Origin of the sequence: Lactiplantibacillus sp. ME-2 (genome assembly GCF_022549155.1) — a bacterium.
GTDB classification, from domain to species: domain Bacteria; phylum Bacillota; class Bacilli; order Lactobacillales; family Lactobacillaceae; genus Lactiplantibacillus; species Lactiplantibacillus plantarum.
The window spans coordinates 1-16,445 of the sequence record NZ_JAKZEQ010000037.1 but is presented as its reverse complement, the minus strand read 5'-3'; the positions used below and the strand labels follow the sequence as shown (position 1 = coordinate 16,445).

Below are 16,445 nucleotides of genomic sequence, written 5' to 3'. Positions count from 1 at the left end.
TTATAATTAAGACCATGTAAGGGGGATGCAAATGCAATCTAACTCGGTTGCAAACACTCTTAGTACTGTGATTTTCATAGCGTTAATAAATCTCTTTATAATAGGGCTAGTTATTCTTTGTTTGCCAAGCATTAAGATGCGAGCCAGTTTCTTCAACCTCCGAGCACGTATCAACGCCAGAAAAAAATATTTATTAGAGCCACTAAAAAATAATCCAACAGCAAAGAAGTACCTAATCGGCTATTTTATTAGTAGCTTCATAGCGGCTCTCAGTACTGGAGGACAAATTTTCATAATGGCAAATGGATATCCAGTGGAGGCCACAATAATTAATTGCGCCGCTTATGGATTCACTTGGTGGTTCAGTCGTACTTCAAAACTTACGAGGAATTATTGGGAGCAAAATAAAAGTGGGTATTCAGAGTTTCGACTATCATCAGCTAACGTTTTCTGGCTTAAACAGATTCTTCTTAAAACTATTTTAGTGGATGGCATGATTATTAGCATTTCATTAATGACATACATGGTTTGTTTCGGCCATAACCGATAATAGTTGCTGCGCAACACTATTATAATCTTCACTAGAAATCAATATGCTCTATTCAGTCTAACGACAGAAAATTGACTTGGCTATAATAATAAATTGAAGGGTCGCCAGTGATGGCACCTTTCGCCTTACATATCTAAAAGCTAGCTTTCTGAATCACAATTAAAAGGTCACCAGAAATGGTGGCCTTTTAATGTGCGCTTTTGATTGGCAAACTGTGTTTGCATGATTCAGTTGTTGCATATGATTTTCAAATCAGCAATCCGAACTCAGCAACTATCTTAGTTATAACACCTACATTTGGAAAGATTGAGCTTTGATAATTTCCATGCTTCCAAATTCAGCGTCTTCATTCAAATACCAGCCATCGCGAAATAACTGGCTCAATCACTCATTTAAGCTAATCTATCTCCCAAAATATCTGATATCTATTAAATCAACAAGTCAGTTGGATACTATACATCAATATCTCGGTAACCAACTATTTTTAGTTAATCTTTAAATTGAATTTTAACGTAATCCCGATAGAGTGGGACGTTCGCCATCAGCTCTTGATGCGTACCTGAACCACTCACATGCCCATCTTCAATGAAGTAAATCTGATCCGCATCCACGATTGTGCTCAGCCGATGGGCGATCACTAGGGTCGTCCGGCCCTTCATTAATTCGCCGAGGGCTTGTTGTACCATCGCCTCCGATTCGGAATCCAGACTAGCAGTGGCTTCATCGAGCATTAGAATCTTGGGGTCTCGTAGAAAAGCCCGTGCAATGGCTAACCGTTGCCGTTGACCACCACTGACTTTAACCCCACGTTCGCCAACTTGCGTCTCAAGGCCATCTGCCATGGCGCGTACAAAGTCAGCCGCGGAAGCTAATTCTAAGACGTGCCACAACTCATTGTCGGAGTATAACCGATCAGCACCGTACGTTAAGTTTTGACGAATCGTGCCAGCCATGATTGCCGAGTCTTGACTGACATACCCGATTTGTGACCGCCAACTATTGAGACTTAGTTCATTAACATCTTGCTCGCCAATACTAATTTCACCAGCGGTTGGTTGATAATAACGTTCCAGAAGGCCAAAGATAGTCGACTTACCACCACCAGACGGTCCCGCAAACGCCACCACCGTATTTGGTTTAGCTTCAAAACTGACATCGTGTAAAATTTGTTGATCATCATCATAGGCAAAGTCAACATGGTGCATCGCCAAAGTCTCATTGGCGACTGCGTGTTCAACACCAACCGTCAATTGTTCTTCTGGTTCATTCAACAACTCCCGAATCCGGGCCGTCGAGCCACTGGCCTTTGCTAACGTGGTGAAGAACTGACCAAGCATCCCAGCTGGGCCAATGATTTGGAACAGATACATTAAAAATGAGACCAAAGTCCCCATCGTCATCGTTCCACTGGCAACCCGCGCAGACGCATACAATAGTACCCCAACGAATAACGCCATCATCGTTGCCGTCATCACTGGACTTGAGATGGAATCATAAATGGCTTCGCGTAGTCCAATTCGATACAACGTCTTAATCTGATGTGCACCAGTCGTTGTTTCCACTGGTTCAGCATTGGACGATTTCACTAAGCGAATCTCACTCAGCGTTTCTTCTGCCGTCCCGCTAAAATTAGCTAAAGCATCTTGGCGTTCATGACCAATCTTGCCCGTCTGCCGCATGATTGGAAACATGACTAATAAAACGGCTGGAATCGCCAAGACCATAATCAAGGTCATTCGCCAGTCCATCAAGACCATGATTGCGATGGCCCCAACTAGTTGCATCAGCGACGTCACAACTTGCGGAAATGCGTTAGCGAGCAAGTCTTTGATCTGCGTCGAATCATTCACCAACCGCGACGTCATTTCACCCGTCTTAACGTTGTCAAAGTAGCGAACCGGGAGCCGGACTAATTTATGCCTTAAAGTCCCCCGTAAATTAGCGACAACATTTTCACCAAAAATCCCCAATAAGGAACCTGATAACGCGCTAATGACTGCACTGATCAAGAATAAGCCAATCACACCAATTAGTAAGGTCTGATTAACGCCGTGACTAAACCCATTAATCAACGTTTGGGCAAACTTGGGCACCATCAACTGCGCACCAGTCGCCAATAAGCCTAATGCCAAGCCCAACCAGAGTTGCCAATAACGAGGGCTAGCGTGCCGAATCAACTGTAAGAATTGTTTTAAATCAAATTTACCACCCGCCGGACGCGAGTATGCTGCTTGTGGTCGTTCCATCTGCTCTTATGCCTCGTGTTTCTAAAATTTAATTAAACCAATGATGCCCATGACCCCAACCGGGACGTGGGCCAAAACCGTGTTGTTGACCAAATTGCATTAAATCTTGAATATCGATGTCATCCGCATTGGCCCGCAACTTATCTAATAAATGTTGTAACTGATCGCGCTCATCATCCGTCAGATTACCAAATAACTGATCCGCTAAATCACTCGTTCCTTGCGCGCGATGGTCCGCCATCTCACGACCACGGTCACTTAACCGGACGATCACCACCCGTTTGTCATGCGCACTTGGTTCGCGTTCAATCAAGCCCCCGTCTTCTAACCGATTCAACGTGGCACTAACTGAACTTGGTCGAATATCCAAGATCTCAGCAATCTCAGCATTGGTTAAACCAGCGGGTGCATCCGCCAATACCCGTAAAATTCCCATTTGACCACGCTCAGAACCATGGTCTCCAAAATGAAATTGTTGGGCAACCGCCATGACGAAGGCCCGATTTTGAAATAACTTCCCAAAACTACTAAATAAATCACGATTATTAACTGTCATGAATTTTTGTCCTCCTTGATTTGAATGATGCTTATGTTAGCACGATAGTTAGATAAATGCAACAAAAACTAACTAATTATATAAACATTTTTTTACCTGTCCAATTGCGACTTCACCGCAACTATCATTAACGATATTGCTTTTACCTCAATTATCAAGACTACGATTTGCACGATAACTTAAAAGTCCGCTCTTTCTGACCAGCAGTTCTCAGAAAGAGCGGACTTATTACTATTCAATTTAGTGTAATTAATTATTAATGATGAGTTCGGCCGGCAAAACAATACTTTGCGGATGTTCACTGATTGCTAATTCTAATGCCCGAGCTCCCACGACTTCAAAATGATGATCAATGGTTGGAATGCCCAACACTTCACCAGACAACTGATGCTCCTGCCCAATCAAAAGTGGAACAGGCCGTTGCGCAGCCAAATAAGCTCGACGCATCCCCACTGCAATGTCATCACCATTAGTCAGTACCGCGGTCACTGGTTCAGTAAGTTGGGCAAAATAGGTTCCAGCATGCTCGCCATCTTCCGCCGTAATGATTCCGGTATACAATAACTTCGGTGACAATGTCCGCTGATAAACTTGTTCATAGGCCCCAACCATCGCCTGTGTCGTGGCACTAACCTCCAGCGGTCGACTTGTTAATATCGCGATTCGCTGATGATGTCGCTGTTTTAAATACGTAAACGCCTCAACATACGTCGCTGTACGCTGGGCATAGGCAGCTGGTAAAGAATAGTCATGGGGATTTTCACACAATACGATTCGTCCGTAACGCTGATAAACTGCAAGTTTTTTTAATGGCAACCCGTGGGATGTAAAAATCAGTGCATCATAAGCATGCTGACGGAGTGCCTCCAAGTATTTCAACTCTAATTGCGAGTCCCATTTGGATGGTAGTAATACAATGTGATAATTCGCAGCAAAAGCAGCTCGCATAATTCCATGTAACAGTTGAGTAAAGTATGGATGATCAACATGCGGCAGCACAACTCCAATAGTTAACGTTGCCCCCCGACTCAGGTTACGAGCTACGGCGTTTGGAACATAATCTAATTTGTTGATTACCGCTTCAATATCTCCACGAGTTTTGGCAGAAACATAATTTTGATGATTCAGTACGCGCGAAACGGTGGAAACTGAATAACCAGACAAACGGGCAATATCATGAATGTTCGTCATCAATATTACCTCCCGATTAAATGTGACAAGGCGTAAGCCACGCCATCTTCATCATTACGTTTGGTCACACGATGCCCATATTGCTGAATAGTTGAATCAGCATTGCCCATTACAATTGGTAAACCAACCGCCCTCAGCATTGGCAAATCGTTTTCACCATCACCAAAGGCAGCTATCTCATTAGTTGTTAAATGATATCGTTCTTTAATAAATGCAATTCCACGAGACTTTTGTGCCTGAGCACTAGTTACTTCTAAATACGTCTGTCCAGATAATTTAACACTAGCGTAACTACCGACCAATTGTTTAAGGGCCATTGCGAGTGTTGCCATAACATGTTTGTCTAAGGTCATAATCATAATTTTAAAAATAGCTGCAGGATATTGCCGAAAGTGATCTGTATAACTCGTAATCGGTGTTACTATTTGTCCCGTCAGCTGCTGTTCTGTACGAGTCCCAGCATCAACTTTTTCCGTCACCCAATCCGTTTGCGTGTAACAGCTCAGGCTAACTGTCGGCGACTCCGTCTTAACAAACTCGAGCACTTGTAATGCTAATTTCTGATCTAACGGGGCTGCTTGTAACGCCTTAACTTGATTCTGACAATATTCAAAAATCAAACCACCATTAAAGCCAATCTGGGGACCTGTTAACCCTAGTGCCTGAATTGTATCACGCATTTCAATAGGTGCGCGAGCTGATACAAGCGTCATTGGTAAGCCACTTTCTCGCACTGCTTGAACAGTTTGTGGACTCACAATTCCTTGAGAATTCAATAGCGTCCCATCTAAATCTGAAAACAAATAATTAATCATGCCAATGTACTCCCGTCAATTATTTTATTAATCTTACCCTTAGTATACCTGCTCAAACGCGTTCGAGAACAAGCCCGATGACAAAAAAACTCGCGATATTTTCGCGAGTTAAAAAGGTTAGCTCAATTAAATGAATTCGGTAACCTGCGTACCAGCGTAACGCGTTGTCGTGATCGGTTCGCTAGCCGCCTTGCCAAGTGCTATAGCCATCACTGGTACATAGCGCTTGGCATCCAAGCCAAAGGTCGTCGCGACTTTATCTGCCGCATAACCCGCAATTGGATTAGCATCATAGCCATGTGCGCGGGCAATCAATAGTAATTGCATTGCGGCCATACTACTATCAATCATCGCATCGGCTTGTAGAAATTCTGGACTCGCATTTTCATACATTGGTAAGAACGTCTTGAAGATTTGATCCCGCTTTTCCGGGGTAATGCGTCCTTCTTCACAAGCTTTATTCCACACGTCCCGATAGACCAAATGCGATTGCGTATCGCCTAGGACAAAAATCATGGCTGAGCAAGAATCAATTTGTGGATAATTAAACGGCATTAAAACCGACTTTGCTTTCGCCTTACCGTCCGCACTATCGGCAACCACAAAGTGCCAGGATTGCAAGTTGCATGCTGATGGTGCACTGATTGTCTCATCAATAATCGTTTGCAATTCTTCACGGTCAATTTTGACAGTCGGATCAAACTGCCGTACTGATTGGCGGTTAAACACCACGTCTTTAAAATCATTATTTTTAATATTAGTCGTCATGGTTGTTGGCATCCTAAACAACTCCTTTTTTAAAAGTAACAAATTCATTAATCAGTCTTATTATAACTGATTTTGTATTTGTTTTCACAATTATTTTGAAATCGCTATCATTAGCACCTATTATTCCGACCAATATTTATTTTTTATGCTCATTACCTGGGGTCATCGTTTATACCAGTATTACTTATGCTTGTCGGACTTGTAGTTCCGTATTTGTATTTATATTAGACCACTCCCAATTGTACTGTTAATCTTATTAAGCCAATGGACTATACCAATAAAAAGCGGTTGTAATAGCGCTTTCACCACCGTACAACAATGGTTGCACTTATTCAAAACTATCTTTTTAGGGGGATTTTGTACATGAAGAATTATTTGCAACGTATGGGCCGTTCACTGCAATTACCCGTTGCCGTTCTACCCGCAGCAGCTTTACTTGTGGGAATTGGTAACTGGTGGGCATCTGCTAGTAACGACATCGTCGCACACTTCTTACAAGCCGGTGGTAACGCTGTTCTGAGCCAATTACCACTACTATTTGCAGTTGGTTTGGCACTCGGTATGTCAAAAGATAAAGATGGCGCAGCCGCTCTTGCTGGTTTAGTTGCCTTTGAATTACCAACTAACGTTTTAAAACCAGAATCGGTCGCCACACTCTTGAATATCAAGGTAGCCACTGTTAATCCAGCGTTTGGTCAAATTGGCAACGTCTTCATTGGGATCATCTCTGGTCTGATTGCCGCAGCTCTTTACAATCGCTTCCACGAGACCAAACTACCGATGGCTCTTTCATTTTTCAGTGGTAAACGTCTAGTCCCAATCTTAGCCGCGCTGACCATGTTATTAGTCAGCGTTGCGCTTCTCATTGTTTGGCCGCCCGTCTATGATGCATTAGTTACCTTTGGCAAATTCATCGTGGGTCTCGGTGCCGTTGGGGCCGGTCTCTATGGCTTCTTCAACCGCCTATTGATTCCAACTGGGTTGCACCAAGCACTCAACTCCGTTTTCTGGTTTGACGTTGCTGGCATCAATGATATTGGTAAATTCTTAGCACACAAGGGGATCAAGGGTGTGACTGGGATGTACCAAGCTGGTTTCTTCCCAGTCATGATGTTTGGTTTACCAGCTGGGGCCTACGCGATTTACCGCAATGCGTTACCAGAACGTAAAGTTGAAACAGCATCCCTGATGATGGCCGGTGCGTTTGCGTCCTTCTTTACCGGTGTGACCGAACCATTAGAGTTCTCATTTATGTTCGTAGCTTGGCCACTCTATGTTTTACACGCAATCTTCACTGGTTTATCGCTAGCCTTTGCTGCCTTCATGCACTGGACAGCCGGTTTTGCCTTCTCCGCCGGGTTAGTTGACTACATTTTAAGCCTTAAAAACCCGATTGCTAATCAACCTTTAATGTTAATCTTACAAGGATTGGTTCTAGCCGTCATTTACTACTTTGGCTTTGACTTCGCAATCAAGAAGTTCCATTTGATGACACCGGGCCGCGAACCAGTGACAGCCGATGATGCCGATGATTTAGCCATCGCCACTGATGCGGATGATGACAAATACACACGTCAAGCCAAGCAAATTTACGCTGCGCTCGGTGGTGCCGATAATTTAACGGTTGTCGATAACTGCACGACCCGTCTCCGATTGCAATTAGCCGATACGTCAACCATTAATGAAGCCGCTATCAAACACAGTGGTGCTGCTGGTATTAACAAATTAGACGACCATAATCTACAAATCATTATTGGGACCGAAGTCCAATTCGTCGCCGACGTGTTGAGCCACTTAAAGCTCACGAACGCACCCATTACTAAGACCACGACTAGCGATGAAGCTGTTGCGACAGCACCAACTGCGACTAATATCACTAGTGGTGTGACCACCGACTTTTACAGCGTCGCTAACGGTCAGTACGTAGATATTGAAAACGTCGCCGACAACACATTTGCTAAGAAGATGTTGGGCGATGGCTTCGCAATTGATCCCGCAGACGGGACGATTACGAAGCCGGTCGACGGGACGGTCAGCACCGTCTTTCCTACCAAGCATGCAATCGGTTTTAAAACCGATTCAGGGTTAGAAATTCTGCTGCATATGGGTATTGATACCGTTGAGTTGAACGGTGCTCCCTTTGAAGTACTAGTCCAAACCGGTCAACCCGTTCACCATGGCGAAGTAGTTGCCAAAGCTGACCTGGCAGCGATTAAGGCTGCTGGTAAGGCCACAACCATGATGGTTATCATCACTAACATGGATGCTGTCAATTTGATGAAATTCAAGATGTTGACCAACCAAGTCAAAGTCAGTGATGAGATTATGTTGGTCACGACGAAATAACTTGTTACATGCGCCAATTATATGAATAGCCCCCTACGTATTTGATACGCAGAGGGCTATTTTCGATAATCTAGTCGCCGGACAATTCTTTAAATTTCCCTTAACGTAACTCATTCGCCATTTAGCAACGTTTACCGGCAATTATGGATTATTCAATTAACTTATTTTTCCAGAATTATACGTCATATGAATATTATCGCCACGAAACTAATATGGTATGCTAAAACGATTGTCACCTAGCCTCGGAAGTCGGACGAACACGTGTTGATGAACTGCAATCTAAACTAACAGCACGCCTTAATCATGATTTGCACGAAGCGGTGACTAACCGAACCTACAATAATTATATTTTGGTATTGCTCAGCATGCGCTAAGCTAGAAAGGAAAACCAATGTATTTTGGCGATTTAATTTTCATTATATCTATCATCGGTGGTCTCATCAGTTTAGGACTGATCATTTATTTGATTGCGAAATTCGTTAAGTAAGATAATGACCTGCTAACTGATCATCGGCCGTTGCAAGTCGTTTTTTGCAACGACAGCCTCACACCTCAGCTGCGAACATCGTCACCAAGTCATCCGTCCGCAATGCTTGCTTTTCGGCACCACGCACGTCCAACTTGATCTGACCATCCTGTACCATCACTAGCCGGTCGCCGTATGTCAACGCATCGCTCATTTTGTGCGTAATCATCATCGTTGTCAGATGATTGGCCGTCACGATTTGTTGGGTCAGCGCCATCACTTCCGCACTCGTCTTCGGGTCAAGCGCCGCCGTATGCTCATCCAGCAACAACAGCTCTGGTTGGCTCAAGGTGGCCATCAGTAAGGATAAGGCTTGCCGTTGCCCCCCGGATAAATACTTCACTTGCGTATTCAGTCGCGCTTCTAACCCCATATTAAGACTAGCCAGCAACCTTAAGTATCGTTCTTCCTGTCCACGTTGGCGATAACGGCGCAGACTCAAGCTCCCCGTATGACGTTGGGCTAACGTGAGATTCTGGGCCACACTTAGTTCGCCAGCGGTACCCAACTTAGGATCTTGGAACACCCGGGCCACCCACCGTGACCGATACGCAACGGGACGATTGGTCACACGATGATTGGCTAGTGTAATCTCTCCAGCATCCGTATTTAACGTTCCTGCAATCGTATTGAGCAAGGTCGACTTGCCGGCGCCGTTGTTCCCAATAACCGCCACAAATTCGCCAGGTTCAATCGTTAGATTCACGTCCTTTAAGACGTGCCGCTCGTTGCTGGTTCCGGGAAAGAAGACTTTTTGCAAGTGTTGGACGTTCAGAATAGTTGGTTGTGGCATGTTGATCGACTCCAATCTCTTTAAGGTACCGGCGTAACTGCCGTTTTGTCCGGTATTTATTTTGTAATAGTGGCAAGCAGATGACGATGACAAGAATCGCCGCTGATAAAATCTTTAAGTCATTGACGGGGAAACCTAAGCCCATTGCCAAAGTCAACAAATAACGATAGATAATGGCGCCCACGACCATTCCAGTCAAACGGACCCAGATTTGACGACCATGTAAGAAGATTTCACCAACCAGGACTGAAGCCAGCCCGATGACAATCGTCCCAATTCCCATCCCAATATCCGCGTAACCGTTACTCTGTGCAATCAGACCACCCGATAAAGCAATCAAACCGTTAGATAACATATAGCCAATAATGACCATCCGATCGGTATAGATTCCATTCGCAGCACTCATCGCAGGATTATTACCCGTTGCCATCAAAGATAGTCCCAAACGCGTCTGGAATAACCAAATCAACCCGGCCAGGACGACCAGCGTAACCACAGACCCAATCACGATGGTTTGTAAATTCAAAGACCAGCTCGCTGGTAACCATCCCATCAACGTTTTCTGGTCAAGCAAGGGAATATTCGCTTTGCCCATAATGTGCATGTTGATGGAATATAGTCCCGTCATCGTCAGAATTCCGGCCAATAATGACGGCATTTTAAGCTTAGTATCTAATACCCCCGTGACCCAACCGGCCAAACATCCGGCGACAAATCCTAATAAACTCGCCACGATAGCTGACTGTCCGGCCAACATGCTACTAATCGTCACGGCAGCCCCTAATGGAAAACTACCCTCGGTGGTCAAATCAGGGATGTTTAAAATTCTGAAAGTGAGGAACACCCCGATAACCAGTGGCGCCCATAATAAACCTTGTCCAATACTCGTGATTAACATATTACCTCGCTCCCCTCTTATGGTTGCTTGATTGTACTTGGTTGTAAGCCGATTGCCTTAGCATTCGCTTTATTGACGTAGAGGTGTAACTTGTCAGCTGTTTGAACCGCCATTGTTTGCGGCTTTTGCTTCTTGATTAAGACTTGGTAAGCCATTTTTCCAGTCTGTTCACCTAATTCGTAATAGTTAAGACCATACGTCGCAGTCCCGCCATCTTCAGCCATTTCAATCGAACCCGTTACCACTGGTAGCTTTGCAGCCTTGGTCTTCTGACCAATCGTCTTCATCGCACTCGCCATCAAATTATCGGTTGGTAAGTAAAGGCCAGATATTTTACCCGTCAAACCGGCCAAAACACTGGCAACGTCATTAGTACTCGTTGCGCTAACGACCTTTAAGTTGATACCGTGCTTTTTCGCGTAAGCCTTCGCCAACTTGACTTGTAGCACTGAATTTTCTTCTGACGAGTTATACATAATCCCCAACGGTTTATAACCTGTACTCATATTCTTCAATAACTGTAATTGTTTGCCGACGGGCATTAAATCGCTCGTGCCGCTCACATTAGTTTGGGGCTTCGTATCACTTTTCACCAACCCCGCCGCTTTCAAATCGGTTACGGCCGTAACCAAGGTCGGCACCGTCGTCGTTTTCTTGGCTAATGCCTGAGCAGCTGGCGTTGCGATGCCAACTAACAAATCATTTTTCTGTTGGACGAGTTGTTGGCTCATTGTATTCAAATTACTCTGATCACCCTGTGCATTTAGATAGTGATACTTGACCGTTATTTTACTGTTATGCGCTTTTAATTCTTTTTGTAATCCGGCTTTGAAGCCCTTGCGCGCTTGGTCTAGTGAACCATGTTGAACCACCTGTAAGATGCCCACCGACACGCTTTGCTGACCACTCGTTGCTTGTTTGCCACAACCAGCTAATAGTAACCCAGCACCTAAAATTAATACCCCTAAAGTTGTTTTTTTCATCTTGAAACGCTCCTTAAAAATTGTCTGGTTCGCCCAACGTTCATCAACGTCTTGATGAACCGGACTGAAAACAAAAAACACCAGTTAGATTCTGGGAAGAATCTAACTGGTGTTTTATCGGGCCCGATATTTTTCCAGATAGATTGTCCCTGCATCTACCTGGCGTTTAAGTCATGTTGAATAACTTTAGCTCTCGATAGATACAAACGCGTTGCGTGCGCTTGTATCCATCAAACGAATACAAACGCTATCTAAAGAAAAAGCTAAAGGCAAATTGATTATTTAATTGAAGGTTAGTTGCTAATGACATATTAGTCATCCTCCGTTTCAATTTATAGCTAATAGTAAACCATGACGACACCTAACTTGTCAACTGCGAACCAGTAAAAAATTTAAGTGCAATTGGTCAAAGTCCCCGTCACCCAACTGATACACGCTAACTTATTTATCTGGCGTATCACTCAGAGTCCAACTCAAGGTACCTTGATAAGTATCAGCGTAAATACCTGGTTGCGCTGATAATCCGATTCCCTTCGTTGTCGACCAATCGTCAGTGACTACCGTATCGGTCGTCCCCGCGACTTTTTGTCCCTGTTGGACCAACGTCGCTTGATTCGTTAAGACGGTCTGTGCACTACCATCACGGTAAACCAAATCGCCCTTCAACGTCCGTCCACTGACCGTTGTCGATGTCAGCGGCGTGGCACTAACGTACAAATACCACTTAGCCCCGGTCGCCCGGGTATCAGTCACACTGATGGCTAGTGGATTAGTCGGTTGATAGACTTGTGGTGTCAACGGCACCTTTAAATCGCCGAAGCTCATATTGGTCGTTAATTGACCAAACGACAGCGTCCCTGCTAACTTAGTTACTTGTAGCGCAATTTTATCAGATGTTAAGCCGCTGGCGCTCGTCGCATAGATGTGGACCGTGGTACTCTGATTATCAGCGAGCCCCTTGAATAACGCGACCAGACCGCTCTCACTTGCATGATAAGTCATCGTGTCATTAGCGTTACTAGGATTCGTCGCAACCACGCCAGCCTGCTTAACTAACCAATTAACAGCATCGCTATCAGACGTCAACGCCGCTAGATCACTCACGGACAAATTCACCGCTGTACTGCTACTTTTGATTGTCAGCGGTGGTATCGTCACGTCCTTAGTCACCGATTCGGATTCGCCATAATCGGCTTCTCCCGTCTGCGTTACTGTGACTGAAGTGACCCCACTGAGGCCATCATTTAACTTAATTTCATATTTGCCATCACTACCGATTGTCGCCGTGTACGACTTACCATTAATTGTCGTGCTGACGGTATTACCGGCAATCCCAGTTCCTGTCAGAGTGGTATCCGTCGTTGTTGGCGTATTCAGCGTCGTATTAAGGCTAATCCGATTAAACACTGCCAAGCGGTACGTGGATGTCTCACCCTTTACTGTAGTTAATCGAAACCCAATATATACTGGCAAATTATCCTTTAACTTACTCATATCGACTGTCAAAGTCTTGCTAGTATTCATCGATACCGTACTAGAACCAGTCGCCATATTTGTCGGAGTCTTGGTCACTAGTGAAGTTCCAAATTCTTCGGTTGCTTGCTTATAAAAGACATCGTAATATAGCGTTTTAATCTCCGAACTATTCGCAAACAACGAACCACTAAAGGTCAACGTTATTGTGGTAGTCTTAGTCGATATACGTCCCTGATCCGCATAGTTGGCCGTCACTTTGGTTAAGCTTGGATATATCCCAATTCCACCCGAGATATTGAACCCAACGACATCACCGCTATTAAAGTAAGTGTAGTACTTATTACTCGAATTAGCGATTGTCGTTGTCGCAGACGTCACGGGCGCCGCTGCCTGACTCGTAATCGCTAGCATGCTGATAAACGCTAAGCAGCTCAGTAACAGCATGCCTAGCTTAATATGCCGCAGTCGTTTCACGTGTTCGCCCCCCTTTCACGCATTAACTTAAGCACCTGCCACCCTAATAAGAGTGCCATTAAGGTCAGGAACCCGAGCCACTGATAATAGTGATTCGCTTGGACCCCGGTTTGGGGCAAACGGCCCGTTGCTAGTACCTGTTGCCACTGACCGACAAAGCGATTGGGCGTGGCTTTGACAGCCTTCGTTGCGTACACAACGTCGCCCTGCGGAATTTGTTGCACCGTCGTAGGCGTTTGTTTGTCCGCTGAACGTGACGTATAGAACTGTATTTGTGTCGACGAAGTGCCCACCGTCTGAGCAGCTCCCCCGATGGATGGTCCTAGGCCGATTAATAAGCCCAGTAAGCCCCGTATCAACAGCCATCGTATCATTTGTCAGTCCCCCTTTTTTACCCAGCTACTAATTGTTCATGACGCTTAGCAGTCCCAAACTAAACACCGAGCCGATTGCTGTTAATCTTGGGATTGCCGCCGCTTCTTCAAGAAAAGCACTAACCACAAAATCAGTAAGACTACAATCAACATGCCCAGTGCGCCCAGACCAATCAACCACCAGATACTGATGCCGTTATCATCAACCGTATCCTGGTTATACGTCTTAGCCGTGGCGGCACTAATCTTGAAGTCGCGGTCAAAAGTCCACTTATGAGCGCTGTTGTGCGCAACCAAGTGTAAATGATACGTCCCCGCTTGAAGCTTCTGTTTGTTGAGTAACAATGGGTAATTAAACGTCGTATTAGGCGCCAACATCACGCCTTGTTTGGTCGCCTTTACGACGGTTTTGCCACTATCTTTGGCTGTGACCGTCGTCTTCATGGTAACCCGTGGTATCATCACTGCTGCAGTATTGCGTAACGTCACCACGATACTCCGGTGATAATTAACCATTCCAGCAGCGACATCGCTTAGTTTCAAGACGGGCGTGGGCGCAGTCCCTAAGCTGTACTTGATGCCCACCACATAAGAATATTCACTGCTAATATTCGTAGCACCCTTCACTTCACCAGTGACCTTTTGATCGACGCGTTTAAAATACCAACCACCTAACAGGGCACCGTTAAAATCCTTAGTCGGCATGGTCGTTTGGGCACTGACCAGCTTAGAACCGTTGGCTGGAACTGTCACCGTCGTTGGCCCCTTGATTTTAGTCAATTGGTCGACCCGATACTGCAGTGAGGCATCATACTTTTTCGCCGGGGTCACGTATTCAATTGCGCCGCCACTGTTGGTATATGCCGTATGAATCCCCATTGCAACGCGGATATCCCGGTTAGTCGTATTATAGATTCGCGTCTGCAACGTTTGGGTCTGCCCTGCCGTCATTTTGAGGTCAAAAAACGTTGCCTGTTTATCAATTTGGTTTTTCGGCGTTTGGGCCGCGACACTAAAACCAATATTATTACTGGTGTCCGTATTGGCTGCCTGTGCTGGAACCACCGCGGACAAGCCGCTGATCATCACTAAGATGGCCCCTAACCACCGCATCATTTTCTTCATTATTGCGTCCCCCCGTCGATTATTATGTAAAAGAGACGCCCACTATTACGTGGTCATCTCCAAGTTCATTAATTTAATTATCTGCTGATGATGTTAATGTCCAATTTAGGACGCCCTTGTAAGTCGTAGCGGCCGCCGTGTTAGCCACGACGTTCAACTTGACTGCAGCCGGATCAAGCAAGTCAGACGTAATCCCCGCCCCACTCTTATCCGCTGCTGTCATGACATTCCCAGAAGTTGTCCCCGTAAAGGACGCCCCGGCACTAGTTGAAGCTTGACTACCTAAGTCAAGTTCAACAGCTTGTCCGGCCGCACCATTACCACCGGTACTGCCGTTGCTAGCTTCCGATCCGGAAGAAATGACCGTCCCTGCAGGTAAGGAGACCGTGGCCCCCTTAAGCGTACTTAAGTTACCATCCGTGCCATCCGCAGCGGCAACACTCAATGTCCAACCCGCATCCGTCCCGCGTTGATCAGTGACAAACCAGCACCGGAATTGGCACCGTTATCGCCATCACCAGGCTTAGGGTCAAGTGGTTTCGTTGGGTCAGTCGGATCGACCGGATCAACTGGATTAGTGGTATTTGCCGTAAACGTTGCCGTTGCATTCGTCGTCCCACTCCGATTTTCACCATCGGCCGCGTGACCAACGATTGGCGTTAAGGCCCCCAATAAAATGGTACTGGTCATGAGTAAACTGCCTACTACTTTTTTCATATCGTGCATCCCCTTTAGTTTGCCTAATTCATTAACTGCACTAATAATTTACCACACTTTCCAACAATTACAACCCCTTAATCTTTGAGTTGCTTCTTTGTTAACCAGTGAAAATCAACCAGGTCAACTGTTCCGGCCGTATTTTGTATGCAGTATTAATTTTTTGTTTCATCATTTTTACATTAAAAAACGTTCTATCCGCTGTTTTTCTAATACTTGTACAACATTAATAAAACAACAGATAGGGATTTAATCCAATTAATAATAATTTTTTTATTGTGACGTTCAAGTCAGTCTCGTTCTTCTTGATCAGTCTCGGTTTGCTATCAATTTTATTATCCGGTCTTAAATTTGTGTGTACCGCTCAAAACCGCATGGTAATAACGAATCCAATCAGTTATCACTACTCCTCACAAGTACTAGTTAGTTGCCGTAATTTCCCATTAGCTAGCGAATGTCCTGTCTATAAAACATTCAGTCGACCGCAGCCTTAAGTAACAATACGTCGAAAAAAAAGACTCAGGATTGAATCATCCTGAATCTTTTTTGTGACCGGCGAATTTACAATTGAAATGCAACACAAAGTAAAAAAATAAACCCATACCGG

General features: G+C 45.0%; 13 protein-coding genes and 1 pseudogene. 2 read left to right on the top strand and 12 right to left on the bottom strand.

Annotated features, from left to right (window positions below; all coding sequences use genetic code 11):
* Positions 1-31: 31 nt before the first annotated feature.
* Positions 32-550 carry a hypothetical protein gene (locus tag MMY95_RS12420; RefSeq protein ID WP_016527312.1) on the top strand — a complete coding sequence of 173 codons (519 nt, stop codon included), beginning with the start codon at positions 32-34 and terminating at the stop codon, positions 548-550.
* A gap of 488 nt (positions 551-1,038) precedes the next feature.
* Here the strand turns inward: MMY95_RS12420 and MMY95_RS12415 are convergent, their stop codons facing one another.
* The 5 genes from MMY95_RS12415 to MMY95_RS12395 form a co-directional block, all read right to left on the bottom strand.
* The gene (locus MMY95_RS12415; protein ID WP_241277679.1) at positions 1,039-2,796 is read right to left on the bottom strand and encodes an ABC transporter ATP-binding protein; all 1,758 of its coding nucleotides are present in this window, start codon (positions 2,794-2,796) and stop codon (positions 1,039-1,041) included.
* 28 nt (positions 2,797-2,824) lie between these two features.
* Entirely contained in the window at positions 2,825-3,352 is a 528-nt protein-coding gene (locus tag MMY95_RS12410; RefSeq protein WP_003646052.1) for a MarR family transcriptional regulator, read from the bottom strand.
* Positions 3,353-3,601: 249 nt separating this feature from the next.
* A complete protein-coding gene (locus tag MMY95_RS12405; protein ID WP_202861153.1) occupies positions 3,602-4,543 on the bottom strand; it encodes a LacI family DNA-binding transcriptional regulator in 942 nt (313 codons plus the stop codon).
* Positions 4,544-4,548: 5 nt separating this feature from the next.
* Entirely contained in the window at positions 4,549-5,358 is an 810-nt protein-coding gene (locus MMY95_RS12400; RefSeq protein ID WP_003646054.1) for a Cof-type HAD-IIB family hydrolase, read from the bottom strand.
* A 126-nt stretch (positions 5,359-5,484) separates the two neighbouring features.
* Complete coding sequence (locus tag MMY95_RS12395; protein ID WP_003646055.1) at positions 5,485-6,138, bottom strand: nitroreductase family protein; 654 nt, start codon at positions 6,136-6,138, stop codon at positions 5,485-5,487.
* A gap of 351 nt (positions 6,139-6,489) precedes the next feature.
* Here MMY95_RS12395 and nagE point away from each other — a divergent pair, with 351 nt between their 5' ends.
* On the top strand, positions 6,490-8,472 hold the full coding sequence (gene nagE, locus MMY95_RS12390; protein WP_053267217.1) for an N-acetylglucosamine-specific PTS transporter subunit IIBC: 1,983 nt from the start codon (positions 6,490-6,492) through the stop codon (positions 8,470-8,472).
* A gap of 545 nt (positions 8,473-9,017) precedes the next feature.
* Here the strand turns inward: nagE and MMY95_RS12385 are convergent.
* From MMY95_RS12385 to MMY95_RS16100, 7 genes and pseudogenes are all read right to left on the bottom strand, one after another.
* The gene (locus tag MMY95_RS12385) at positions 9,018-9,791 is read right to left on the bottom strand and encodes an ATP-binding cassette domain-containing protein (RefSeq protein WP_015825906.1); all 774 of its coding nucleotides are present in this window, start codon (positions 9,789-9,791) and stop codon (positions 9,018-9,020) included.
* A complete protein-coding gene (locus MMY95_RS12380; protein WP_003646058.1) occupies positions 9,688-10,689 on the bottom strand; it encodes an ABC transporter permease in 1,002 nt (333 codons plus the stop codon). The genes MMY95_RS12385 and MMY95_RS12380 overlap by 104 nt, the downstream gene beginning before the upstream one ends.
* Positions 10,690-10,706: 17 nt before the next feature.
* On the bottom strand, positions 10,707-11,672 hold the full coding sequence (locus MMY95_RS12375; RefSeq protein WP_015825908.1) for an ABC transporter substrate-binding protein: 966 nt from the start codon (positions 11,670-11,672) through the stop codon (positions 10,707-10,709).
* A gap of 441 nt (positions 11,673-12,113) precedes the next feature.
* Positions 12,114-13,622, bottom strand: coding sequence for a cell surface protein (locus MMY95_RS12370; RefSeq protein WP_003642238.1), 1,509 nt, complete (start codon positions 13,620-13,622; stop codon positions 12,114-12,116).
* Positions 13,619-13,996 carry an LPXTG cell wall anchor domain-containing protein gene (locus tag MMY95_RS12365; RefSeq protein WP_015380863.1) on the bottom strand — a complete coding sequence of 126 codons (378 nt, stop codon included), beginning with the start codon at positions 13,994-13,996 and terminating at the stop codon, positions 13,619-13,621. Before MMY95_RS12365 ends, MMY95_RS12370 begins: the two co-directional genes overlap by 4 nt.
* A gap of 81 nt (positions 13,997-14,077) precedes the next feature.
* Positions 14,078-15,121 carry a DUF916 and DUF3324 domain-containing protein gene (locus MMY95_RS12360; protein WP_003646062.1) on the bottom strand — a complete coding sequence of 348 codons (1,044 nt, stop codon included), beginning with the start codon at positions 15,119-15,121 and terminating at the stop codon, positions 14,078-14,080.
* 73 nt (positions 15,122-15,194) lie between these two features.
* A pseudogene (locus MMY95_RS16100) lies at positions 15,195-15,838 on the bottom strand (WxL domain-containing protein).
* Between the last annotated feature and the right edge of the window lie 607 nt (positions 15,839-16,445).

Coding starts and splice junctions, on each gene's coding strand:
- MMY95_RS12420 (WP_016527312.1), top strand. CDS start 32: ATGCAATCTAACTCGGTTGCAAACACTCTTAGTACTGTGATTTTCATA.
- MMY95_RS12415 (WP_241277679.1), bottom strand. CDS start 2,796: ATGGAACGACCACAAGCAGCATACTCGCGTCCGGCGGGTGGTAAATTT.
- MMY95_RS12410 (WP_003646052.1), bottom strand. CDS start 3,352: ATGACAGTTAATAATCGTGATTTATTTAGTAGTTTTGGGAAGTTATTT.
- MMY95_RS12405 (WP_202861153.1), bottom strand. CDS start 4,543: ATGACGAACATTCATGATATTGCCCGTTTGTCTGGTTATTCAGTTTCC.
- MMY95_RS12400 (WP_003646054.1), bottom strand. CDS start 5,358: ATGATTAATTATTTGTTTTCAGATTTAGATGGGACGCTATTGAATTCT.
- MMY95_RS12395 (WP_003646055.1), bottom strand. CDS start 6,138: ATGCCAACAACCATGACGACTAATATTAAAAATAATGATTTTAAAGAC.
- nagE (WP_053267217.1), top strand. CDS start 6,490: ATGAAGAATTATTTGCAACGTATGGGCCGTTCACTGCAATTACCCGTT.
- MMY95_RS12385 (WP_015825906.1), bottom strand. CDS start 9,791: ATGCCACAACCAACTATTCTGAACGTCCAACACTTGCAAAAAGTCTTC.
- MMY95_RS12380 (WP_003646058.1), bottom strand. CDS start 10,689: ATGTTAATCACGAGTATTGGACAAGGTTTATTATGGGCGCCACTGGTT.
- MMY95_RS12375 (WP_015825908.1), bottom strand. CDS start 11,672: ATGAAAAAAACAACTTTAGGGGTATTAATTTTAGGTGCTGGGTTACTA.
- MMY95_RS12365 (WP_015380863.1), bottom strand. CDS start 13,996: ATGATACGATGGCTGTTGATACGGGGCTTACTGGGCTTATTAATCGGC.
- MMY95_RS12360 (WP_003646062.1), bottom strand. CDS start 15,121: ATGAAGAAAATGATGCGGTGGTTAGGGGCCATCTTAGTGATGATCAGC.